At 59.0% G+C, this 21,734-nt stretch carries 23 protein-coding genes and 1 other RNA gene; 18 read left to right on the top strand and 6 right to left on the bottom strand.

Annotated features, from left to right (window positions below; all coding sequences use genetic code 11):
* Positions 1-231: 231 nt before the first annotated feature.
* Positions 232-462: a 50S ribosomal protein L31 gene (gene rpmE / locus BIND_RS01305; RefSeq protein WP_012383275.1), complete on the top strand. Its 231-nt coding sequence runs from the start codon at positions 232-234 to the stop codon at positions 460-462.
* A gap of 148 nt (positions 463-610) precedes the next feature.
* On the top strand, positions 611-2,344 hold the full coding sequence (locus tag BIND_RS01300) for a DEAD/DEAH box helicase (RefSeq protein ID WP_012383274.1): 1,734 nt from the start codon (positions 611-613) through the stop codon (positions 2,342-2,344).
* A gap of 58 nt (positions 2,345-2,402) precedes the next feature.
* Here the strand turns inward: BIND_RS01300 and BIND_RS01295 are convergent, their stop codons facing one another.
* The 3 genes from BIND_RS01295 to nudC all read right to left on the bottom strand — a co-directional run bounded on the left by BIND_RS01295 (position 2,403) and on the right by nudC (position 5,407).
* Entirely contained in the window at positions 2,403-3,530 is a 1,128-nt protein-coding gene (locus BIND_RS01295; protein ID WP_012383273.1) for a lactonase family protein, read from the bottom strand.
* A 114-nt stretch (positions 3,531-3,644) separates the two neighbouring features.
* A complete protein-coding gene (gene queC / locus BIND_RS01290) occupies positions 3,645-4,370 on the bottom strand; it encodes a 7-cyano-7-deazaguanine synthase QueC (protein WP_012383272.1) in 726 nt (241 codons plus the stop codon).
* A gap of 59 nt (positions 4,371-4,429) precedes the next feature.
* On the bottom strand, positions 4,430-5,407 hold the full coding sequence (nudC, locus tag BIND_RS01285) for an NAD(+) diphosphatase (RefSeq protein WP_012383271.1): 978 nt from the start codon (positions 5,405-5,407) through the stop codon (positions 4,430-4,432).
* 295 nt (positions 5,408-5,702) lie between these two features.
* Here nudC and ffs point away from each other — a divergent pair.
* The 6 genes from ffs to BIND_RS19910 all read left to right on the top strand — a co-directional run bounded on the left by ffs (position 5,703) and on the right by BIND_RS19910 (position 11,396).
* Positions 5,703-5,799, top strand: an RNA gene (gene ffs / locus BIND_RS20400) — signal recognition particle sRNA small type.
* A 146-nt stretch (positions 5,800-5,945) separates the two neighbouring features.
* A complete protein-coding gene (locus BIND_RS01280) occupies positions 5,946-7,901 on the top strand; it encodes a DNA polymerase III subunit gamma/tau (RefSeq protein ID WP_012383270.1) in 1,956 nt (651 codons plus the stop codon).
* A 248-nt stretch (positions 7,902-8,149) separates the two neighbouring features.
* Entirely contained in the window at positions 8,150-8,455 is a 306-nt protein-coding gene (locus tag BIND_RS01275; RefSeq protein WP_012383269.1) for a YbaB/EbfC family nucleoid-associated protein, read from the top strand.
* An 80-nt stretch (positions 8,456-8,535) separates the two neighbouring features.
* A complete protein-coding gene (gene recR, locus BIND_RS01270) occupies positions 8,536-9,141 on the top strand; it encodes a recombination mediator RecR (RefSeq protein ID WP_012383268.1) in 606 nt (201 codons plus the stop codon).
* 521 nt (positions 9,142-9,662) lie between these two features.
* On the top strand, positions 9,663-10,544 hold the full coding sequence (locus tag BIND_RS01265; RefSeq protein WP_041777866.1) for a hydrogenase expression/formation C-terminal domain-containing protein: 882 nt from the start codon (positions 9,663-9,665) through the stop codon (positions 10,542-10,544).
* Positions 10,545-10,838: 294 nt separating this feature from the next.
* Positions 10,839-11,396, top strand: a complete 558-nt coding sequence (locus tag BIND_RS19910; protein WP_012383266.1) for a hypothetical protein — start codon at positions 10,839-10,841, stop codon at positions 11,394-11,396.
* A gap of 215 nt (positions 11,397-11,611) precedes the next feature.
* On the opposite strand, the gene hslU is transcribed toward BIND_RS19910, so the two are convergent.
* Positions 11,612-12,919, bottom strand: coding sequence for an ATP-dependent protease ATPase subunit HslU (gene hslU / locus BIND_RS01255; protein WP_012383265.1), 1,308 nt, complete (start codon positions 12,917-12,919; stop codon positions 11,612-11,614).
* A gap of 50 nt (positions 12,920-12,969) precedes the next feature.
* Entirely contained in the window at positions 12,970-13,563 is a 594-nt protein-coding gene (hslV, locus tag BIND_RS01250; RefSeq protein ID WP_012383264.1) for an ATP-dependent protease subunit HslV, read from the bottom strand.
* 301 nt (positions 13,564-13,864) lie between these two features.
* Here hslV and hisB point away from each other — a divergent pair, with 301 nt between their 5' ends.
* The 5 genes from hisB to arfB are packed head-to-tail and all read left to right on the top strand — an operon-like array spanning position 13,865 to position 16,912.
* On the top strand, positions 13,865-14,452 hold the full coding sequence (gene hisB / locus BIND_RS01245; RefSeq protein WP_012383263.1) for an imidazoleglycerol-phosphate dehydratase HisB: 588 nt from the start codon (positions 13,865-13,867) through the stop codon (positions 14,450-14,452).
* Between the two features lie 35 nt (positions 14,453-14,487).
* On the top strand, positions 14,488-15,051 hold the full coding sequence (locus BIND_RS01240) for a DUF2628 domain-containing protein (protein ID WP_012383262.1): 564 nt from the start codon (positions 14,488-14,490) through the stop codon (positions 15,049-15,051).
* On the top strand, positions 15,048-15,728 hold the full coding sequence (gene hisH, locus BIND_RS01235) for an imidazole glycerol phosphate synthase subunit HisH (protein WP_012383261.1): 681 nt from the start codon (positions 15,048-15,050) through the stop codon (positions 15,726-15,728). Before BIND_RS01240 ends, hisH begins: the two co-directional genes overlap by 4 nt.
* Entirely contained in the window at positions 15,716-16,453 is a 738-nt protein-coding gene (gene hisA, locus BIND_RS01230; RefSeq protein ID WP_041777864.1) for a 1-(5-phosphoribosyl)-5-[(5-phosphoribosylamino)methylideneamino]imidazole-4-carboxamide isomerase, read from the top strand. The genes hisH and hisA overlap by 13 nt, the downstream gene beginning before the upstream one ends.
* A 36-nt stretch (positions 16,454-16,489) precedes the next feature.
* Complete coding sequence (arfB, locus tag BIND_RS01225; RefSeq protein WP_012383259.1) at positions 16,490-16,912, top strand: alternative ribosome rescue aminoacyl-tRNA hydrolase ArfB; 423 nt, start codon at positions 16,490-16,492, stop codon at positions 16,910-16,912.
* Positions 16,913-17,043: 131 nt separating this feature from the next.
* Here the strand turns inward: arfB and BIND_RS01220 are convergent, their stop codons facing one another.
* A complete protein-coding gene (locus BIND_RS01220) occupies positions 17,044-18,090 on the bottom strand; it encodes a DUF475 domain-containing protein (RefSeq protein ID WP_012383258.1) in 1,047 nt (348 codons plus the stop codon).
* A gap of 456 nt (positions 18,091-18,546) precedes the next feature.
* On the opposite strand from BIND_RS01220, the gene hisF reads away from it, so the two are divergent.
* From hisF to BIND_RS01195, 5 genes are all read left to right on the top strand, one after another.
* Complete coding sequence (gene hisF, locus BIND_RS01215) at positions 18,547-19,377, top strand: imidazole glycerol phosphate synthase subunit HisF (protein ID WP_012383257.1); 831 nt, start codon at positions 18,547-18,549, stop codon at positions 19,375-19,377.
* A 4-nt stretch (positions 19,378-19,381) separates the two neighbouring features.
* Positions 19,382-19,702 carry a phosphoribosyl-ATP diphosphatase gene (locus BIND_RS01210; protein ID WP_012383256.1) on the top strand — a complete coding sequence of 107 codons (321 nt, stop codon included), beginning with the start codon at positions 19,382-19,384 and terminating at the stop codon, positions 19,700-19,702.
* The gene (coaA, locus tag BIND_RS01205) at positions 19,692-20,684 is read left to right on the top strand and encodes a type I pantothenate kinase (protein ID WP_012383255.1); all 993 of its coding nucleotides are present in this window, start codon (positions 19,692-19,694) and stop codon (positions 20,682-20,684) included. Before BIND_RS01210 ends, coaA begins: the two co-directional genes overlap by 11 nt.
* A gap of 153 nt (positions 20,685-20,837) precedes the next feature.
* Positions 20,838-21,179 (top strand): CsbD family protein, encoded by a 342-nt coding sequence (locus BIND_RS01200; protein ID WP_012383254.1) that lies wholly within the window; start codon positions 20,838-20,840, stop codon positions 21,177-21,179.
* A gap of 168 nt (positions 21,180-21,347) precedes the next feature.
* Positions 21,348-21,728, top strand: a complete 381-nt coding sequence (locus tag BIND_RS01195; protein WP_012383253.1) for a hypothetical protein — start codon at positions 21,348-21,350, stop codon at positions 21,726-21,728.
* The last annotated feature ends 6 nt before the right edge of the window (positions 21,729-21,734 follow it).

The raw sequence follows: 21,734 nt of genomic DNA, 5'->3' as shown, positions 1-21,734 counted from the left end.
CGCGGGACGATGAGAGAAGAGCGAAGCCGTGCAAGGGGCGAGATGCCAGGCCGATGATTCGGCAAATGTCGAGAAACTTGCCTGTTTGTCCCGATCGGACTATAGGCATGGGCACATTTCCAATTCATCCCTCTCCCTGCTCCAGGGCGGCGGAGAGAAAGGTGCGCCTGAGGCGAGCCCGCGTGGCTCCCCATGCCTCGGGCGCTTTTGTTTCTTTTAAGGACACGTCCGATGAAGGCCGATATTCATCCGCAATACCATCTCATCAAGGTCGTCATGACCGATGGCACCGAATTCCAGACCCGCTCAACCTATGGCGAGGAAGGGGCGACCTTGAACCTCGACATCGACCCCAAGACGCATCCGGCCTGGACTGGCGGCACGCAGCAATTGCTCGACCGTGGCGGCCGTCTGTCGCGCTTCAATTCGCGCTTTGGCAATTTGAGCTTCGGCAAGAAATAATTTCGTCCGAACGTCACGACGACCCCTTAAACAGAGTGCGTTACAGCGTCCGGTTCCGTGCCGACGATGGTGTTCTACGCGCCTGCCGATCGGACGTTCACGAGATCCACTCTATTCCCCCTCTCCCCCCGCGAGGATCGACCCGCCCTTGACCTTTTCCACCCGTAACCCCAGCCTCGCCCGCGCTCTCACCGAGCGCGGTTATGATCAGCCGACCCCTGTCCAGGCGGCGGTCCTCGAATGGGAAGACAGCAACCGTGACCTGCTGGTCTCGGCGCAAACGGGGTCGGGCAAGACCATCGCTTATGGGTTGGCGCTCGGTTCCGCCCTCCTCGCGGACGAGAAGCCGCTGCCGGTGGCGCCCAATGCGCCGCTCGGGCTCATCATCGCTCCGACTCGCGAACTCGCCTTGCAAGTGCATCGCGAATTGAGTTGGCTCTATGCTTATGCGGGCGTGCGGCTAGTCACTTGCGTCGGCGGCATGGACCCGCGCCGTGAAAGGCGCGACCTCGATCAAGGCGCGCATGTGGTGGTCGGCACACCCGGCCGCCTGCGCGATCATCTCGAACGCGGCGCCCTGAACCTGCAAAATCTCAAGGCCGTCGTGCTGGATGAAGCCGACGAAATGCTCGATCTCGGCTTCAGCGAGGATCTGACCACCCTGCTTGACGCAGCGGCGCCCGAACGGCGCATGCTCTTGTTCTCGGCGACCCTGCCCCGAGATATCGTGGCTCTGGCCCAACGCTATCAGCGCGATGCCGCCCGTATTTCCGTGACGGCGCCCGCGGGTGGCCATGCCGATATCGATTATCGTCTCGTGCGGGTCGTGCCCGACGAGATTCCTCATGTCGTGGTCAATCTCCTGCGTCAAGTCGAGGCGCCAGGCGCTTTCGTCTTCTGCAACACGCGGGAATCCTCGCGTCATCTGCAGGCGCTTTTGTCCGAGCGCGGCTTTTCCGCCGTCCTACTTTCCGGCGAATTGAGCCAGAACGAGCGCAATCGCGCCTTGCAGGCCTTGCGCGAGGGCCGCGCGCGCATTTGCGTTGCGACGGACGTCGCGGCGCGCGGCATCGATCTGCCGAATCTCGGTCTCGTCATCCATGCCGACCTGCCGAATGATGCCGCAACTCTGCAGCATCGCAGCGGCCGCACCGGCCGTGCGGGACGCAAGGGATTGAGCGTGCTGCTCGCTTCCCCCTCACGCCGCCGCCGCGCCGAGCAGCTTTTGAAGACGCTGGGTCTTCCCATTGTCTGGCAGGCCCCACCTAGCGCGGAAGAGATTCGCAAGCTCGATCAGGAACGCCTGCTGCAAGATCCCCTGTTGATGGAAGCGGCTGGCGAGGACGATCAGGCCAGCGCCGCCATGCTGCTCGAAGCCTATCCGCCGCAAGCCATTGCCGCCGCTTTCGCGCGCCTGTTGCGGGAACATCGGCCGGCGCCGGAAGAAGTGCGCGATCCCGGTTTCGGCCCCGATTCGCGCCAAGGCGCGGGCGCGCGGCGTGGTCAGCTCGGTGACGCGGGCGCCATCTGGTTCAAGCTCGGCATTGGGCGCAAGCAGAATGCCGATCCCCGCTGGCTGCTGCCGATGATCTGCCGACGCGGCAAAATCAGCCGGAGCGCCATCGGAGCGATCAAGATTTTCGAGCGCGAGACGAAATTTGAAGTCGCGATCCCGGTGGCGGAGCAATTTGCCGCGAATATTCGGATACCCGATCCGGAAGGGGTCCGGATCGAGCGCGCCGAGGCTCCGGACGCTCACGGCATGGCGGGCCATGCCGGAGAAACGCAAGCCCATCGCCACGGCTCGAAACCCGGCCGCATGCCCAAACCCGCTGGCAAATCCGCACGCAGCAAGGCTCAGGCGGAAGAAGCGCGCGCATGAAGAGCGAGAGCCTTTCTCGTTCAAAGCGCCGCTTCCGCAGTTCATCGCAACGATCGTCTCAACGGATGGCCAGTCCATTGGCGCTCGCCGGAAGCCCTTGCAAAGCAGCGATCGGCGTGAGGCCACCGTCATGGCCGATCTTGAAGGCGCCGATCGTGTCCTTGCCGGCGCTCAACACATAAAGAAACTGCCCGTCGCGGCTAATCACGCTGTCGATCGGATTACCATTGCCCGCAGTGCTGGCCGTTACTCCATCCGCATCGAGCAGGGTCAGATCGCCTGAGGGCGCGACCCGAAAACCGGTAATCGACTGGCTCGCGGCATTGCTCGTATAGGCATATCGCCCGTCGGGTGTCACGGCCACCCAGCAGGCCGCGCTCTGTGTCGTTCGAACCGCGCCATCGACCAGAACAGGCAACTCATCGCGACGGAGATGATAGGAAGAAAGAGTGCTGCCATTGGTGCCGCCACCTGCCTCTGTAACCAACAGCGTTTTGCGGTGGCTGAAGGCAAAGCCAAAGGGCGTGAGCCCCGCCGAGGGCACGAGCCCAGGCGCATTATCGGTCAGGCCCGCGCGATCGACTTTGAAGACAGCGAGTCGATTCGTGGCCTTTTCGCTGATGATAAGGCTCTGGCCATCGGGGCTAAAGGCAATCTCGGCGGGATTGGTGCCGGTTCCGCCCAATGCGCGCAGGGAACCTGGGATCTGTTCGAGACGACCGTCCCGCTTAAGCCTGAATCCATTGATGAGATCGCTATTCGCATTCAGCACATAGACGAGATCATCATCGACGGCGATGCTGACGGGCTGCCCACCGCCGCTGGCTGTTTTCGAAGCCAGTCTCAGGCGGCCCTCATCGTCTATCGCAAAAACCGAAATTTCATTGCTGCCGGCATTGACGGCAAAGAGCCAATGCTGGTCCTGGCTCAAGACAAGCCCGCCGGCATTGCCAAGGCCGCCACCCGTGCCGAGGCCACCGGTCGGAAATGAGCCCGCGGGAGAAAGCTCGCCTGTTTCCGTCTGGCGAAAAGCCAATATGGCATTGCCATTGACCGCATTGCTCATCGTATAAAGGGTGCCGTGCGCTCTTTCCTGCAAGCTCTGGGCGACAGCCGCCGATGAGAGTGAGAAAATGGCTGCAAGCGCGGCCAGGGACGATCCCGTGATTTTCAAAATCGATCTCATGCTGAATCCTTCTCAGCGGATATGGCTTCAACTTGGCCACATGAGATCTTTCGTTCGGCCGGCCGAAACTATTACAAAGGCCCGCGCGAAAATTTTCTTTCCATCGTTTCCGGCTTAAGCCACGCCGTCGCGATAAGCCGCATAGCCTTTGGCCCGCAGGACGCAGGCCGGACATTGACCACAGCCATGTCCCCAGGCGTGAAGCGCACCGCGTTCGCCGAGATAACAGGTATGGGTCTCCTCGATAATGAGATCGACGAGGGCTTGGCCGCCGAGCGCTTCGGCGAGCCGCCAAGTCTCCGCCTTATCGAGCCACATCAAGGGCGTTTCTAAAACAAAGCGGCGATCCATGCCGAGATTGAGCGCGACTTGCATGGCCTTCACCGTGTCGTCACGGCAATCGGGGTAACCGGAAAAATCCGTCTCGCACATGCCGCCGACGATATGTTTGAGGCCGCGCCGATAGCCGAGCGCGCCGGCGAAAGTCAAAAAGAGCAGATTACGCCCCGGCACAAATGTATTGGGCAGGCCCTGCGCATCCATTTCAATGGCCATATCCCGCGTAAGCGCGGTTTGCGAAATCTCCGCTAGGGCCTCGATGGTGACGAGATGATCGTCCCCAAGCCTCTCAGCCCAGGCCGGGAATTGCCGCGCGATCGAAGCGCGCACCACTTGGCGCTGCGTGAGTTCGATCACATGGCGCTGTCCGTAGGAAAAACCAATCGTCTCGACAAAGGCGAATCGATCGAGCGCCCATGCGAGGCAGGTCGTGGAATCCTGGCCGCCGGAAAACAGGACCAGGGCCTTGTTGTTGCCCGTGTCTGAACTGTGTTCCGGCATGGCTGTCTATCCCGTCGCTTTCGTGAAATCCGGGCATGTTCAACAGGGCGGCGCCAAAGTCAAAAGGTTAAACTCTCGGAAGCCCAGCGGCGCAGGAGCAAATTGGCGATACTCAATTTCGGCGGGCAGATCGGCCCTTCCGGCAGGGGCGCCTCCAGCATCTGGCGCACTTCGGCGCGGGAATACCAGCGCGCATCCTCGAGTTCCTCGTGATCGAGCACCAGATCCCGGCTCCGCGCCTCGGCGAGGCAACCGATCATCAACGAGGCTGGAAACGGCCAGGGCTGCGAGGCGAAATAGGTCACCTTGCCGACACCGATGCCCACTTCCTCAAAAACCTCGCGGCGCACGGCATCCTCTATCGTTTCCCCTGATTCCATGAATCCCGCAAGACAGGAGACCATGCGCGGCGGAAAAGCCGCCTGCCGTCCGAGCAGGCAATGCGCGCCGTCTTGCACCAGCATGATCACGACCGGATCGGTGCGGGGAAAATGCGAGGCCTCGCAAGCCGGGCAATGACGCCGCCAGCCGGAAACGGAGACTTGCGTTTTCGTCCCGCAATTGGCGCAGAAACGATGCCGCGAATGCCAGTAGAGCAGGCTCTTGGCCTCACCGAGCCGACCGAGCATAAATGGCGCGACCAGTCCTTGCAGGGCAATGGTGCGCAAATCGATCATGGCAATATCGTCGCGCTCCTGCTGCTTTTCCGGCAGGACGCTTTCGAGCAATAAAGCAAATAGGGCCTCGCCGGCCGCATCGACGCCAAGAAAGGCAGCTTCCCGGGCAATGCCGAGATGGGCCGCCTCGGCGAGGGTAAAGGTCGCCTCATGTACCGTCCCGCAACGTTTCAGCACGGGAATGTCGCCTGAAAAGACGAGGGTGCGGGTCGAGGGCGCCTCCGTCATCGCCTGTAGAAAATTGGCATCCTCGCGCCGTTGCGACAGACGGTCGAGCCCGTTCAAGGCGAAACCCGTTTCCGCCGAAGGCTCGGAAGGCGTGGGCTCGACCGCAAAGAGATAAGGTTTTATCGCGGCCATGATTTCCTCCTCGTATCCACCCTCATTGAAGCGCGACTCGTCGTGGTTCATTGAGGATAAGTGGATACGGTTTAAAAATGACGGATCGAGAATCTAAGATTCTCGATCCTCGGGCTCCCGGCGGACCAGCTCACCAGATCCTGCTTCTTCGCTTGTCCAACAAAAAAAGAAAATGAAATGAAAATTCAGACAAACAGCCAATTCCACCCAAAGACGCTTAGCGACGTCTGTCTGGTCGATGATAATTTTCGCTCGCGAGGTTGCGAAAATCGCGCCGACAGTCCAAATAGGGATCGGGAGGTTGGCGGTGGACGTACCACTCGCCAACCGGGTCAGGTCCGGAAGGAAGCAGCCCTAACGAGCCCGGGCGGGTCTCTGTCCAGCCTCCCACCGAACATATTCCGTTTGAAAATCGAAACGCCTTAATCACTGCATTTTCCTGACACGGAGCAAGCAAGCTTCGCTTGAAAATGCTTTAGGCCGAAAATTCCGCGGCCGATGCAATCCTGCCGCGCAGGTTGGGGACAGGCCAGCGCAAATGCCAGACGAGCGCATCCAGAACGACGCGGCTCCGCCCTCCCCGGTTTCTCCTCTTATTCCTCAAGCTTCCACGCCCAAACCCTATCTGGTTCTGGCGCGCAAATACCGCCCGTCCCGTTTCGAGGATTTGATTGGCCAGGAGGCCATGGTCAAGACGCTGTCGAACGCCTTCGACCTTGACCGCATCCATCAAGCCTATCTCCTGACCGGCGTGCGCGGTGTCGGCAAAACCACGACAGCGCGCATCCTCGCCCGCGCCTTCAATTATGAAGTGCCTGCTGAGAACGGCCAGCCCGCGATCGAGAAACCGACGGTGCATATGGACCGATTCGGCGTCCATTGTCAGGCGATCATCGAATCCCGCCACGTCGATATCATTGAAATGGATGCCGCCTCGCATACAGGCATCGACGACATCCGAGAGATCATCGAAAGCGCGCGCTATCGTCCGGTCTCGGCCCGCGTCAAGGTCTATATCATCGACGAGGTGCATATGCTCTCGAAACAGGCTTTCAACGGCCTGTTGAAAACTCTGGAAGAGCCGCCGGAACACGTCAAATTCATTTTCGCGACGACCGAGATCGACAAAGTGCCGATCACGGTGCGCTCGCGTTGTCAGCGTTTCGATCTGCGCCGCATCGAGCCCGCCGTGCTCATCGATTATCTCGCGAGCGTTTGCGCCAAAGAAAATGTCCTGATCGAACGCGAAGCCCTGGGCCTCATCGCTCGGGCCGCGGAAGGTTCTGTGCGTGACGCGCTGTCGCTGCTTGATCAGGCCATTGCCCACGGGACAGGGCAAGCCGATCCCCATTCTTCCGCGCAGCCAATCAGTGCGACGGACCTGCAGGCCATGCTGGGGCTCGCCGACCGCGCGCGGATCATCGATCTGTTTGAGGCGGTCATGCGGGGTGACATGGCCAAGGCGCTGGCGGATTTGAAAAACCTGCATGATTGCGGCGCCGATCCAGCTCAGGTCCTCGTCGAACTTGCCGAATTCGTGCATTTCGTGACACGCTTGAAGCTCAGCCCCCACACTTTTGACGCGGCCGCGACACCGGAGGAATTAAGCCGCGGCGGCGCGATGGCCGGAACCTTGAGCGTCATGGTTCTCACACGGGCCTGGCAAATCCTGACCAAGGGCTTGCAGGAGGTAAAGGATTCGCCTCGGCCGCTCGCTTGTGCCGATATGGTTCTCGTCCGCCTCGCCTATGCAGCCGATTTGCCGACACCCGACGTTGTGCTGCGGCAACTCGCCAAAACGCCCCCCTCGCCGCACGGACGGGACGGCTCAACGGATGCCGTCTCCGGATCCCGCGTCCAGCCCTCCCTGCCCTCAGCCTCTGGACCTTCCCTCGGGTCGCCCTTGGTGACGAGTTCGCGTCTGGGAGCGCAAGCGGCAACTCAAGCCGCTTCTCACATGGCCCCCCTCGCCGTTTCGGCTCCTTCTCTTCAACCGGGCCTTGCGCAGGCGCCTGCCATACGTCTCCAGAGCTTCGGCGCCTTGGTGGCGCTGGCCGGCGAAAAACGCGACATTCAACTCAAAACGGCGCTCGAACGCGATGTCCGGCTGGTGCGTTTCGAGGAAGGCACAATCGAATTTGCCCTCGCACCTGGTGCGTCGCCGCAATTGGCGCAAACCCTGATGCGCCGGCTCCAGGAATGGACCGGCACGCGCTGGATGGTGGCGATCGCCAGCGAGACTTCGGGCGGGGCAGCCGCCTTGACGCTCAAGGAGCAAGCCGAGAAACAGGCGGCGGCCGTGCGGCAGGGCATTGAGGCCGACCCCTTGGTACGCAAAGCCCTCAGCCAGTTTCCCGGCGCGCAAATCATCGCCGTTCGGCCCAATGAGGCGCCCGCCACGGTGCCAGAGGATCAACCGTTTGCCGCTGATTCGGCGGAGAGCGATGATGATGTCGCTTTTCCCGATCAATTCGAAATGGATGAAGATCGTTGAGCGCGCCAGCGCTAGAGTACGATGCGATGTTTCGCATCTGCTCCACTTAAAAATATAGAGTGGGATCAAAGACTTCTAATCGCGAAGCGATTCGACCTAAACTCATCCCGCTCTAGTATCGAGAATCACAGATTCTCGATCCGTTACTTTTTAAACTTATCCACCCTCATTGAAGCGCGCCGAGCCGCGCTTCAATGAGGGTGGATACTAGATCAGATCGTTGAGGCGAGACCAGAAAGGACAAGGTCATGAAGGATATGATGGGGCTCCTGAAACAGGCTCAAGCCATGCAGGCCAAAGTCCAGGACATGCAGGCCGCTCTGGAGCAAATCACCGTCGAAGGTCACGCCGGCGGCGGCCTCGTGAAGATCACCCTGACCGTCAAGGGACAGATTCGCAGCGTTTCGATCGATCCCTCTCTCCTCAAACCGGAGGAAAAGGAGATTGTCGAGGATCTCGTTGCCTTGGCCTATGAGAATGCGCGGCACCAAGCTGAACAGATCATGGAAGAAAAAATGCGCGAAGTCACCGGCGGCATGCAATTGCCCTTCTGATTTATCCGTTGGCTTGAGTTACTTGGCTTGAGCTCTTCCTCAAACCCGACCCTTCACTTCGATTCTTAATCGCGATTCTGATGACAGCGCCTATTGCCGGACCGGAAATCGAGCGGCTCATTCATTTGCTGGCCCGCCTGCCGGGCCTTGGTCCGCGCTCGGCCCGGCGAGCGGCCTTGCATCTGATCCGCAAGCGCACGGAGCTTCTTGGCCCCCTCGCCGAGGCCTTGCAACAAGCATATAATCATCTGATCCCCTGCCAGATTTGCGGCAATATTGACACGCGTGATCCCTGCACCATCTGCGCCGACGCCAAACGCGACCCCACTTTGCTGGTGGTCGTCGAAACCGTGGCCGATCTCTGGGCACTCGAACGCGCCGCCGCCTTGCCTGCCCGATATCACGTCCTCGGCGGCACGCTTTCGCCTCTCGATGGGGTCGGCCCCAAGGATCTCAATCTTCAGAGCCTGACCGAGCGGGTCGCCCAAGGCGAGATCCGCGAGGTCATTCTGGCGGTCAATGCCACGGTCGACGGCCAGACGACGGCTCATTACATCACCGACAGTCTGGCGGCCTTCCCCGTCAAAATCACCCGCCTCGCCCATGGCGTTCCGGTCGGAGGCGAACTTGATTATCTCGATGAAGGAACCCTCGCCGCAGCCTTGCGCAGCCGGACAAATTTTTGAGGCGAGGCAAGCCGCAGCATTGTCCCCTTCACCATGCGCCCGTTTCAGGCGGATTCTTTCTCGAATAATAAAATTTATTTTAAGTTTCGCTCGGAATGCCGCATCGACCCACGGGAATTTAAAGACATCCGCATTTCAGCGGCAGCCCCATGTTTTATTGCTGTAATTTCCCATCATTTATCCACTTTTAACGATCGGCATGCGTATTCTTGACGCGTCATCATCGACTTTAATCTGTCACATTTGTCTCTTGAAGCTGTGCAATCAAGCAAACTCGGCGATTGGGGATTCTGTTGACTATATTCAGAATACCCTATTAAAATTAAAAACATAACGCCTATCAACAATAAACCTGGGAGGACAGCTTCCGACTGGACTGTCAATAGACGCGGCAATAACGAGCGAAACGTCAAGATATTATAGTATCGCGCTCATATATACTTTCAATTGGAGCAGAATAACGGATGACGCAAGAGCCCCATCATAGAAAGCATCTCGCGTCTGTCCTTCCAGAAACGCCTATGCCCCTTCCCTCAGGCCGCAGGCCGAGACCATACCGCAATGATGCGCGAGATCCCCTTGCCGAGTTCGCCCCTACGACGCCATCCCCCGATCGTGAGCTTGGCGATTCGAATGGGAAAATCGCTTATTTCCAAGGCGCGCCAAACAATTGCTCCACGGCCGGCAAACGTCTTCTCGATCGGCTCGCCATCGCCCTCCTCGAAGGGGTTGATGATGGGAATGATGAGGAAGAAATCCTTTTCGATCTGACCGAGCTCGGCACGAAAGACATCCAGTTCATCCAGCACCTCTTGGGCGAAGGCCGGATCACGGGCAAAATAGCCTTGACCGACGGCGTGGTTGCAGAGGTCAGAAGCACCGCCTTGACGCGGGCTTGGGAAATCGTCTTTCGCGGCCCGGATGGGGTCATTCTCGAGCATTTCTTGCAGGTCGACGATCTGCCGAGGATCCTTCGTCAGGCGGCTTTGGCGACCCCCTTGGAATTTCAGGAGCCGGCGCGGCCTGATGCGGACCCTGCTTTTCCCTTGCTGAAGATGATCCAATTCCATGCTTGGCATTTCGAGGATAAGCGAAACGCTGTGCGCGATCCTCTCACCCTTGATCTTCTCAAGCTGGAGGATTTAGCGACCGCTCAAACCCTGTGCGAGATTTTGGGTCGGGGTTCCATTGATCTCTCGATCAAGATCGCGGACGTGGACAATCCTGTCTCACCGATCGTCTCTCAGCGAATCACTTCGACCGGAACCCGCCATGTCTGGCTGCTCGAAAGCTTTGATGCGAAGGGAACGCTCCTGCAACAGGCTGTGTCGATCGACGACGTCCCTCTTGCCATGATGCTCGCCTCGCCTTCTTCCGCGCTCCTTCCCAATGCCGGCCCCTAGTATCGAGAATCACAGATTCTCGAACCGTCACTTTTTAAACTTATCCACTTGTCCTCATCGAACCACGACGAGTCGCGATTCAATGAGGGTGGATACTAGTCACTGAGCGATTGAGTCGCTGAGCGACTGATCGGCCTGCCCTTCCAGCAAAGGGAAACCGCATTAGTCCTGGACGAATCCAGGCAAGACGCTTCCCATTTTGCTGGATTTTGCTCTATTGTCCCCATCTACCCATCCCCTCGCGATGGATTGTGCCATAGGGGTTAGGCCTGTCGGGTTGTAGAGGAGAAATTGATGTTGCCTTGTTTTCCGCGGTCCTTGGTTCTGACCGCAGCGGGCGCTGTCCTCTTTTGCCTGGCTTTGCCGGCAACGGCTGCTCAACGTGGGCGTGACGATACCGGTGGTGTTCCGGTGCTCGACGTCAAATCGACCTGCAAGGAAGCCCAAAACTACGGCACCGAGGACAAACGCGCCGCCTATACGGGCTGTCTTCAAGATGAGGAACAGGCCCGCCAGCAATTGAAAGCGCAGTGGAAGAAGTTCAAGCCGAAGGATAAGGAAAATTGCGTCGCCTCCAGCGCCTCGGTCATGCCGAGCTATGTGGAGGTCCTGACCTGCCTTGAAATGAGTCAGGAAAATAATTTGCCCGAATATCAGCCCGAACGGAAATGGCCGACCTATTCCACGGTCCCGAATCCAAACGCGCCGAGCCCCACCAATCCGGCCGAGACCACGCCCCGCTATCACTCGCTTGATGAAAAGGCCCCCGAGACTGGCAGCGCGACCAAGGAAGGGCAGCAACCTTCAAAGGAAGAGACAAAAGACCAGAAGCATGAGGACACCGCGCATTGAATTAGGCGCGAAAGCAGCTCCTAAGAGCATTTTCTTTTCCAGCTTGGTCAGAAAATGCTCTCTATCTTTTTGTTTTAACGCATAATCCCCCAATTGTCGGAGATTATGCTTTAGAGCACCGGACTCCTATCCGATGCTCTCTCTTTTTTGAAAACGCATCAGATTGATCCAAAAAAGGGGGAGCCACTTTTGGGTCAGATGCTCTCGCCGTGACCTCACAGGATGAACCGGCTCAGATCCGTATTTTTGGCGAGATCGCCGATATTCTTCTCGACATAGGCGGCATCGATCGTGATCGTCTGTCCGGATCGGTCCGGCGCTGTATAACTTACCTCATCGAGCACGCGCTCCATCACCGTCTGCAAACGCCGCGCGCCAATATTTTCGACACTGGAATTCACCTGCACGGCGACCTTTGCCAGACTGCTCACCGCCTCCGGCGTAAAGACCAAGTTCACCCCCTCGGTCGCGAGCAAAGCCTCATATTGCTTGATAAGACTGACTTCCGTTTCAGTCAGGATTCGGCGGAAATCCTCTTCATTGAGGGGCAGCAGCTCGACGCGGATCGGCAGTCTGCCCTGCAATTCCGGCAAGAGATCGGAAGGCTTGGCGACATGAAAGGCGCCCGAGGCGATGAAGAGAATATGATCGGTCTTGATCGTCCCATGTTTGGTGGCGACGCTGGTCCCTTCGATCAGGGGAAGAAGATCGCGCTGCACGCCTTCGCGTGAAACATCCGCGCCGCCACGTCCTTCCCGCGCGCAAATCTTGTCGATTTCATCGAGAAAGACGATGCCATTATTCTCAACGGAATGAATGGCCTGCGCGATGATCTGTTCCTGATCCATCAGCTTTTCGCTTTCCTCGGCCAGGAGCGGTTCGCGCGCCTCCTTGACGGTGCTGCGCCGGCGCTTGGTGGAACGGCCCAGTGATTTCGCGAAAATATCGCCGATGGAGATCGCCCCGACCGCCGCACCCGGCATGTTTGGCAGATCGAACATCGGCAGATTGCCCGTAGCCTGCGCCAGTTCGATCTCGATTTCCTTATCCTCCAGGTCTCCGTCGCGAAGTTTCTTGCGAAAGGAATCGCGCGTGGTCTGCGCGGCATTGGCGCCGACCAGGGCATCGAGCAGGCGTTCCTCGACCGACTGATGCGCCTTTGCTTCGAGCGACTTGCGCTTTTCCGCCTTGACCATGACGATCGCCGTCTCGACCAGATCGCGAATGATCTGCTCGACATCGCGTCCGACATAACCGACTTCGGTGAATTTCGTCGCCTCGACCTTCAGGAAAGGCGCATTGGCGAGCTTGGCGAGGCGTCGGGCGATCTCGGTCTTGCCGCAACCGGTCGGGCCGATCATCAGGATGTTTTTCGGCAAAACCTCCTCGCGCATCGCGCCTTCAAGCTTAAGCCGGCGCCAGCGGTTGCGCAGCGCGATGGCCACGGCACGCTTGGCATCGTTCTGCCCGACGATATAGCGGTCCAGCTCGGAAACGATTTCACGGGGTGAAAAATCGGTCATGAAGGCATCGCGTAAAAAATGAGGAGAAGAAAGCCCAAACCCTTGCAGGCTCAGGCATCAATCGATTCGATAATGAGATTGCGATTGGTGTAGACGCAAATATCGGCGGCAATTTCGAGCGACTTGCGCGTAATGGTCTCGGCGTCGAATTCCGTGGCGAGCAGGGCGCGGCCGGCCGCCAGCGCATAATTGCCGCCGGAGCCAATGCCCATGACACTCCCTTGCTCGGTCATCTCGGGTTCGAGCACATCGCCGGTGCCGGTCAAGACCAGCCCCGCCTGTTTGTCGGCGACGAGCATCATTGCCTCAAGCCGGCGCAAATAGCGATCTGTCCGCCAATCCTTGGCGAGTTCGACGCAGGCGCGCATCAATTGTCCGGGATATTGTTCGAGCTTGGCCTCGAGCCGCTCGAACAAAGTGAAGGCATCCGCGGTCGCACCGGCGAAACCGCCGATGACATCGCCCTTGGAGAGCCGACGGACCTTGCGGGCATTCCCCTTGACGATCGTCTGGCCAAGCGTCACCTGACCATCACCGCCGATCACCGTTCGGCCGCCTTTCTTGACCATCAAAATGGTCGTGCCGTGCCAGCTTTCGGGCGAAGAAGCCTGGGAAAAAGCCGGAAAGGACGGGTAATCGCGCATCGAAACTCCAGGAAACGCCGCCTCTTCTCCACGAAGAGCAGATCTTTCATCTATGGGGAGGCCACGGGTGATGCAAGGCCTATGGCCGTGGACAAGTTTTCGCGGACAGGCTTTGCGGGCCGGCTTCCTTCGCCTCGACGGGAAGCCTTCGTCCCCTCTCCATCCCCCGATGAGAAGAGAGATAAAGAGATTTTCACGGCGAATGCGAGGCGGAAGCCGGATTTTGGCTGGAATACGTTCACTTACGCGGCATCATGGGCTAGAAGCTGCACAGAGTTCTCAGCCCGCAAGGATTGGCGATATGCGTACCGGCGCCGTTTCGCGCAAGACCAAGGAAACCGAAATCGAGGTCGCCGTCGATCTTGACGGGCGCGGCACCGCGCACATCTCGACCGGCATCGGTTTTTTCGATCATATGCTTGAACAACTCGCGCGGCATTCGTTGATCGACATGACCATCAAGGCCAAGGGAGACCTGCATATCGACGATCATCACACGGTCGAGGATACGGGCATCGCGCTCGGCCAGGCCGTCCGCCAGGCGCTGGGCGATCGCGCCGGCATTACCCGATATGCCGATGTTCTTTTGCCGATGGACGAGACCCTGACCCGCGTCGCCGTCGATGTCTCCGGCCGCCCCTATCTCGTCTTCCGGACACATTTTCTGCGTGACAAGATCGGCACATTCGACACCGAACTGGTCCGCGAGTTCTTTCAGGCCTTCACCACGCATCTCGGCGCCAATATTCATGTCGAAACCCTCTATGGCGAGAATGCGCACCATATTTCTGAATCATCCTTCAAAGGGCTTGCGCGGGCCTTGCGCGTCGCTCTGACACTCGATCCGCGTCAATTGGGCGAGATTCCCTCGACCAAGGGCGTGCTCTGACGACTTGCGTGCTCCGAACCTTGATGGAGACAGGCTTGGCTCTTTACGCGATCTATCTTCCCCCCGAGGCGCCCGGCGCCACCTTGGGCATGACGGCTGACAAGGCCGAGGCCCGGCTCGAACGGGCGGCCCGCGCGCGCTTTGTAAAACAAAGCTTTTCCTGGGGCGCTTTCTGGTTCGGACCCTTCTGGCTCGCCGCGCGCGGCCTCTGGCTGTCGCTCGGCCTCTGGATCCTCGCCATGCTGGCCGTTTCGCTGCTGCTCGTTCTCGGCACATTCGGCTCTGTGCTTTTTTCAAGCTTCGCCATAATGCTCGCGATCTTTCTCGGCCTGGAAGGTTTTGGCCTTTGTGAGCGCCGTTTCCGGCGCCAGGGCTATCAACTCGAAAACATTGTCGCGGCGCCGGGGCGAGACACCGGCGAAAGCCGTTTCTTTTCGCTTTTCGACGCCGATCTGGAACAGCTTGGCGATGACGACGTGCCTCCCGCGCGTCCCCCGGAACGTCCGCCGGCAGCCCGCGCCGCCACCACCCTGGCCCATCAGGGAGAAACCGGACGCGATCTTCTCGGGCTGTTTCCGTCACGAGGGCGGCGCCAGTGAACGAAGCAAAAACAGCCGCGTCACGCCTCGGCGTCGCCATCGTCGATTATGGATCGGGCAATCTGCATTCGGCCCATAAGGCCTTCGAACGGGCAGCGAGCGAGACGGGCTATGCCGGAACGATCGCCGTCACCCATGATCCCGAGGCAGTGGCCCTGGCCGACCGCATCGTCCTGCCAGGCGTTGGCGCTTTTGCCGATTGCCGGCGCGGCCTGAATGCCGTCCCCGGCATGATCGAGGCCATGGAGCACGCGGTGCGGCGCGAGGGCAAGCCGTTTCTCGGCATTTGCGTCGGGATGCAATTGCTGGCAACGCGCGGGCTCGAACATGAAACCACGGCCGGTCTCGATTGGATCAAGGGCGAGGTGGCGGCGTTGGAGCCCACCGACAAGAGCCTGAAAATCCCGCATATGGGATGGAACACGCTGACGGCCTTACGCCCGCATCCTCTGCTGGCCGGCATTCCGCTTGGGGCTGAGGGGCTGCATGCCTATTTCGTCCATTCCTATGCCTTCCGGCCCCAGCGGGAAGCGGACCTTATCGCCACGACCGATTACGGCGGGCCGGTCACCGCCATGATCGGCGAGGCCAATATCGCCGGCACGCAATTCCATCCCGAAAAGAGCCAGACACTCGGCCTGGCCCTGATCAGCAATTTTTTGAAATGGCACCCATGATCCTCTATCCGGCGATCGATCTGAAGGAAGGCCACTGCGTGCGTCTTCTGCAAGGCGACATGCAAAAGGCCACGATCTTCAACGATGATCCCGCCGCCCAGGCGGCAGCTTTCGAGGCCCAGGGTTTTACCGCCCTCCATGTCGTCGATCTCGACGGCGCTTTCGCCGGCAAGCCGATGAATGCGGCGGCCGTCGACGCCATCCTCGCGCGTGTCAAAATGTCTGTGCAGCTCGGCGGCGGCATTCGTGACGAGGCGACGATCGAGGCCTGGCTCGGCAAGGGCATTGCCCGCGTTATCATCGGCACGGCGGCGGTGCGCGATCCTGATCTGGTGCGCCGCGCCGCGGCGCGTTTCCCGGGCAAGATTGCTGTCGGCATCGATGCGAAGGATGGTTTCGTCGCGGTCGAGGGCTGGGCCAAGACCGCGCAACTCTCGGCCGTCGAACTCGGCAAAAAATTCGAGGATGCCGGCGTCGCCGCGCTGATCTATACCGATATTGCCCGCGATGGTGGCCTAACCGGCCTCAACATTGACGCGACACTGGCTCTCGCCAAGGCTGTTCATATTCCTGTTATCGCCTCGGGCGGTCTCGCCTCGCTCGCCGATATCGAACGGCTCACCGCGCCCGATTGCGCGATCCTGGCCGGCGCGATCAGCGGTCGCGCCCTGTATGACGGGCGCATCGATCCCGCCAAGGCCCTCGCGCTGTTACGCAAGGACTGAAACATCAGAGCATCACGGATCATGGAATGAGATCCAATGCCTCGCCTTTTCATCAACCCGCGCTTGTCCATCGACGAGGCCGAACTGCTCTTCTCCTTCGCGCGGGCGAGCGGACCGGGAGGACAGAATGTCAACAAGGTCGAAAGCGCGGTCCAATTACGCTTTGATGTTTACAATTCTCCATCCCTCGACGAAACGGTCAAAGAGCGGCTCTCCCTCTTGTCCGGCAGCCGGATAACCAAGGATGGAATTCTCGTGATTTTCGCGCAGAATTTCCGTTCCCAGGAACTCAACCGCCAGGATGCGCAAACGCGCTTGCTCGATCTGATTGGCGCGGCGGGGAAAAAACCGAAACCACGGATCAAAACCAGGCCGAGTCTTTCCGCGAAAAGACAACGCGTCGATTCCAAAGTGAGGCGTGGAGAAACCAAACGGCTCCGCAGCGGGCCAATCGATTGAGGAAGGATCGGCTTTCTCATACCAACGGTCATAATAAATGACCGTTGGACCGCTCTTGAATTTTCGCTTTTTCAAAGCGATAGTGAAAATTCAAGAAAGGAACCAAAGGTCGTTCTTTACGACCCTTGGTATCACTGCGTGGGCGGGGGCTCGATCGCGGATCGTTTTCGGTTGTAGAGAATTGATCCGAGCAGCGACAAGCCGATGAGGCAGGCGCTGATCAGGCCAGTCACCACCTCAGGGATGTCATAACGGGCGGACAAGAGCATCACGCCCGCGAGCGCGAGAATGGCGTAGAAGGCGCCATGTTCCAGATAGCGATATTCGGACAAGGTGCCACGATCGACCAGCATCACCGTCATCGAGCGGACGAACATGGCGCCAATGCCAAGTCCAAGAGCAATCACAAACAGATTGTTCGTCAGCGCGAAGGCGCCGACCACCCCGTCGAAGGAAAAGGACGCGTCGAGCACCTCCAGATAGAGAAAGCCGCTCAATCCAACGCGCGCCACCTCGCCCGTTCTCCCTCCTGGCCCACCGAGCACGTTGCCGATCACCTCGACACCCACGAAGGTCACGAGCCCGAATATGCCCGCGACAATCAGTTCGGCGGCGTCCTCGGGCGCCAGCAGGCGGGACACAGCATAGAGCGCCAGCAGCACGATCGTATGAGTGATCGCGTCGAGATCGCCGAGCCGGGCCAGCCTTTTTTCGAAAAGGCCAATCCAATGCACTCGTTTGGAGGAATCAAAGAAGAATTTAAGGCTCACCATCGCGAGAAAGGCACCGCCGAAACCCGAGATGGTAATATGGACGTCGGTGATGATCTGCTCGTAATGACGCGGCTCGAGAATGGCGAGAAAGAGAGCGTCGAGCGGCCCGATATGAGCGGCGATGGCGACAATCATCAGCGGGAAGAGGATGCGCATACCGACGACGGCGATCAATATGCCCCAGATCAAAAAACGCCGCCGCCAAACGGGATCCAAGCCACGCAATACGGTCGCATTGACAATGGCATTATCGAAAGAGAGCGAAATTTCCAGAACACCCAAGACCAGCGCGATCCAGAGCGTCGACAAAACACCGCTGATCGTGCCGGTAAGAGACCAGCCGAGCCATCCTGCGAGAAAAAGGCAGAGGATCGTGAACAGAAGCGACCCTCGAAAATAGCGCATGATCACTCGTCGTTCTCTTCAGCAGGCCTCCTCAACGCCAGCGATCCCGCATCGCGGCAAGACCCCTTGCTCATCAAAAGACCTGTGGCTGGCAGGAAGCTGAAAACCTCAAAACGCCGTGCAATTCGGCGTGATTTCAACATGCTTTAAAGGACGGTGCGCCGAGAGGAAATCCTTATCATGCGTCACCCCCTTGATTACAGTCACTTTCGTCACGGGAAAATCGTAAAGCCGATGATATTTGCGCCAGGGAAAATTTACTGTTACAGAGCAGAGCCGAATAGAATACAGCCAAAATGATGATCGAAAAGGCATTGCTTTTCTCGCTCATCATGCGCGCTCTTGAGATGCGCGAGCAAGACTGCGAATGGGGCCAGCCGGGATGGAAAGCGCATTGATGACAGGGCGGCAAGCCTGCCCTTCCTTCTTCCCTTCGAGCCGCTGAAGGGTCCCCCCATGCTCAAGGCCCGCGTCATTCCCTGTCTCGACGTGAAAGACGGCCGTGTCGTCAAAGGCGTCAATTTTGTCGATCTGCGCGATGCCGGCGATCCAGTGCAATGCGCCATCGCCTATGATGCCGCCGGTGCCGATGAACTCTGCTTCCTCGACATTACCGCGAGCCATGAGGATCGCGGCATTCTCCTCGATGTCGTCGAACGGACGGCCGCCGCCTGCTTCATGCCGCTGACGGTCGGCGGCGGCGTCCGGACCGAGGATGATATCCGCAAGCTCCTCCTCGCCGGCGCGGACAAGGTTTCGATCATGTCGGCGGCGGTGACGGATCGCGATTTCGTGCGCCGCGCGGCGGAAAAATTCGGCAGCCAATGTGTCGTCGTCGCCATTGACGCGAAGGAAGTACGTCCCGGCGCCTGGGAAATCTTTACCCATGGCGGCCGCAAGCCGACAGGAATCGATGCCATCACCTATGCGCGGGATGTCGCTGAGCGCGGCGCCGGCGAAATCCTCCTGACGTCGATGGATCGCGACGGCACCAAGGCGGGTTTCGATCTTGCTCTCACCCGGGCGGTCAGCTCTGCCGTATCGATTCCGGTCATTGCCTCGGGCGGTGTCGGCACGCTCGATCATCTGGTCGAGGGCATTGCTCAAGGGGGCGCCCAAGCCGTCCTCGCGGCCTCGATCTTCCATTTCGGCACATTCACCATCGCCGAGGCCAAACATTACATGGCGCAGCATGGTCTACCGATGCGCCTCGACACCGGCGCGGCCATGCCGCCTGGTCCGTTCCCGGCTCCATCGCCTCCTGTATCGCCTGCTGCAACCGGATGACAGGATGAAACGTTTTACACTCGAAGATCTCGCGGCCGTCATTGCCGATCGTGCCAAGGCGACAGCGGAATCGTCCTATACCAAATCCCTCCTCGAAGGGGGACCTCCCCGTGCCGCCAAAAAACTCGGCGAGGAAGCGGTCGAAGTGGTGATCGCAGCGCTCGGTACGGACCGCGCCGCGCTCACCGCGGAAACCGCAGATTTGCTTTACCACCTTTTGGTCGTCTTGCATCTACGAGACATATCCTTGCAAGATGTCTTGGATGAACTCGGGCGGCGGACCAGCCGTTCGGGGCATGAAGAAAAGGCCTCGCGTGCTCACTAGCCAATTGCCCCGGATCGACGCGGCGGGAGAGGACGAGCTTAACCTTTCACCGCTTTCTCCCTACCATCGCTTCACCCGTGAGCAATGGGCAAGGTTACGCGCTGACACGCCGCTGACCTTGACACTCGATGATCTCGCGCGATTGCGCTCGATCGACGATCCGATCTCGCTCGAAGAAGTCATCGCGATCTATCTGCCGCTCTCGCGATTGCTGGCGCTTTATGTCGCCGCGACACAGGGCCTCTTCAAAGCGACCCAGCGCTTTCTCGGCGCCGGTGACGGGAAAGTGCCCTATATTATCGGTGTCGCGGGATCGGTTGCCGCCGGCAAATCGACGCTCTCGCGCGTCATGCAGGCCTTGCTCCTGCGCTGGCCCAACACGCCCAAGGTGCAGCTCATCACCACGGACGGCTTTCTCTATCCCAATCACATTCTTCAGCGCGAAGACTTAATGGATAAGAAAGGCTTTCCCGAAAGCTATGACGGCACCGCGCTTTTGTGTTTTCTTTCCGATATCAAAGCGGGCAAGCGCAATGTTCGCGCGCCGGTCTATTCGCATATTTCCTATGACATCATGCCGGGCGAAAGTGTCACCGTCGACCGTCCCGATATTTTGATTGTGGAGGGTCTCAACGTTTTGTTGCCCAATCGTCCGAACAAGGACGGCATGGCAATTCCCTTCGTTTCGGATTTCTTCGATTTCTCCATCTATCTGCATGCCGACGAAGATGATCTCGAACGTTGGTATGTCGCCCGCTTCATGCGGCTGCGCGAGACCGCTTTCCGCGATCCGCGTTCCTATTTCAAAAAATACGCCGATATTGATGACAGCGCGGCGGAAGCCGCGGCGCGCGACATCTGGCGCCGCATCAATCTCGCCAATCTGCGGGAAAATCTATTCCCGACGAGAGCCCGCGCCAATCTCATCCTGACCAAGGGACCGAGCCACCACATCGAAACGGTGGAATTACGCAAACTTTGAATTCGGGCTTTTTCCCGGCCATCTTGCTTACCCGCCACCCTTCCGCTGTCGCCAAACCCGCGACAACGTTTCCATACGGCTTTATCGGAACGGATGCTTCCATCAGGCGTTTGCCAGACGAGTCACTAGCGTCTGATGATGGAAGGAAAGACCATGAATCTTCATGAGATCGAAGGCGCGGCGCGCGGTTTTACCGGCAAGGCCGAGACTAAGTTTGGCGAAATTACTGGCGATCGGGATGCGGAAGCGCAAGGCCTGATCGATCAGGCGAGCGGCAAGGTTCAAGACCTTTATGGCCGCATCAAGGAAAGCGTGCAGGATGCTAGCGCGCAAGTGCCGGACTCCGTTTCCGAGACCGTCGAAAAAGGTCAGGAAATCTATAAGCATGGCGTCGAACAGCTCGGCAAGCGCGTGGGCACTCAACCCTTTGAGGCTTTGTTGCTTGCTGGCGCTCTCGGCTACCTTCTCGGTTGGGCGATGCATCGCCGCGCCTGAAGAGCTTCGCTCTTCCACATTGTCTCCCCATTCGTTCGCCCCGTCGGGGGCGTCACTCCTTAAGCGAAAGGCTTGAGTGACGCCCTAAGGCTCCATAACGCATCCCATTGATCCAAAAGTGGGCTCCACTTTCTGGTGCGATGATTGATGCCGTAAAAGGAACGGGTCATGTCGCGAGATACATGCTCGCATGCCGCCTTGCAGCGTATTTGCCTGCACTCTCTGAAACAGATCAAAGGTTTTGAACATGTAACCGAAATTCTCGTGCAATGGCGAGAGCCGGTTGGACGCGATCCATGCGGGCGCGAGAATTTGGGACAGAACCCATCCTCACGGGACGAGGCTGAGTATGAAGCGAATTGGACCTTGGCAGCGGTACGGCCGCGTGTCGATAATCAGGTCTTACGCTCGGCCAGGGCGATGATCGAATGGCTGCAGCAAACCTACCGGCTGGACGGCCCCCCAGACTCTCTACGCGAGAAAACCAGAAGGCAACGCCATAGTACGGCTTTTCCCAGGGATGTCCTCGACAAGGATTTCCCTGGGTGAGCAAAA

The organism is Beijerinckia indica subsp. indica ATCC 9039, from assembly GCF_000019845.1.
In the GTDB taxonomy this organism is placed as follows: domain Bacteria; phylum Pseudomonadota; class Alphaproteobacteria; order Rhizobiales; family Beijerinckiaceae; genus Beijerinckia; species Beijerinckia indica.
This window is presented reverse-complemented; position numbering and strand designations above follow the sequence as displayed.

Bases quoted from the DNA above. Each gene is read 5' to 3' on its own strand.
- rpmE (WP_012383275.1), top strand. From the start codon at position 232: ATGAAGGCCGATATTCATCCGCAATACCATCTCATCAAGGTCGTCATG.
- BIND_RS01295 (WP_012383273.1), bottom strand. From the start codon at position 3,530: ATGAGATCGATTTTGAAAATCACGGGATCGTCCCTGGCCGCGCTTGCA.
- queC (WP_012383272.1), bottom strand. From the start codon at position 4,370: ATGCCGGAACACAGTTCAGACACGGGCAACAACAAGGCCCTGGTCCTG.
- nudC (WP_012383271.1), bottom strand. From the start codon at position 5,407: ATGGCCGCGATAAAACCTTATCTCTTTGCGGTCGAGCCCACGCCTTCC.
- BIND_RS01280 (WP_012383270.1), top strand. From the start codon at position 5,946: ATGCCAGACGAGCGCATCCAGAACGACGCGGCTCCGCCCTCCCCGGTT.
- BIND_RS01275 (WP_012383269.1), top strand. From the start codon at position 8,150: ATGAAGGATATGATGGGGCTCCTGAAACAGGCTCAAGCCATGCAGGCC.
- recR (WP_012383268.1), top strand. From the start codon at position 8,536: ATGACAGCGCCTATTGCCGGACCGGAAATCGAGCGGCTCATTCATTTG.
- BIND_RS01265 (WP_041777866.1), top strand. From the start codon at position 9,663: ATGCCCCTTCCCTCAGGCCGCAGGCCGAGACCATACCGCAATGATGCG.
- BIND_RS19910 (WP_012383266.1), top strand. From the start codon at position 10,839: ATGTTGCCTTGTTTTCCGCGGTCCTTGGTTCTGACCGCAGCGGGCGCT.
- hslU (WP_012383265.1), bottom strand. From the start codon at position 12,919: ATGACCGATTTTTCACCCCGTGAAATCGTTTCCGAGCTGGACCGCTAT.
- hslV (WP_012383264.1), bottom strand. From the start codon at position 13,563: ATGCGCGATTACCCGTCCTTTCCGGCTTTTTCCCAGGCTTCTTCGCCC.
- hisB (WP_012383263.1), top strand. From the start codon at position 13,865: ATGCGTACCGGCGCCGTTTCGCGCAAGACCAAGGAAACCGAAATCGAG.
- hisA (WP_041777864.1), top strand. From the start codon at position 15,716: ATGGCACCCATGATCCTCTATCCGGCGATCGATCTGAAGGAAGGCCAC.
- arfB (WP_012383259.1), top strand. From the start codon at position 16,490: ATGCCTCGCCTTTTCATCAACCCGCGCTTGTCCATCGACGAGGCCGAA.
- BIND_RS01220 (WP_012383258.1), bottom strand. From the start codon at position 18,090: ATGCGCTATTTTCGAGGGTCGCTTCTGTTCACGATCCTCTGCCTTTTT.
- hisF (WP_012383257.1), top strand. From the start codon at position 18,547: ATGCTCAAGGCCCGCGTCATTCCCTGTCTCGACGTGAAAGACGGCCGT.
- BIND_RS01210 (WP_012383256.1), top strand. From the start codon at position 19,382: ATGAAACGTTTTACACTCGAAGATCTCGCGGCCGTCATTGCCGATCGT.
- BIND_RS01200 (WP_012383254.1), top strand. From the start codon at position 20,838: ATGAATCTTCATGAGATCGAAGGCGCGGCGCGCGGTTTTACCGGCAAG.
- BIND_RS01195 (WP_012383253.1), top strand. From the start codon at position 21,348: ATGTCGCGAGATACATGCTCGCATGCCGCCTTGCAGCGTATTTGCCTG.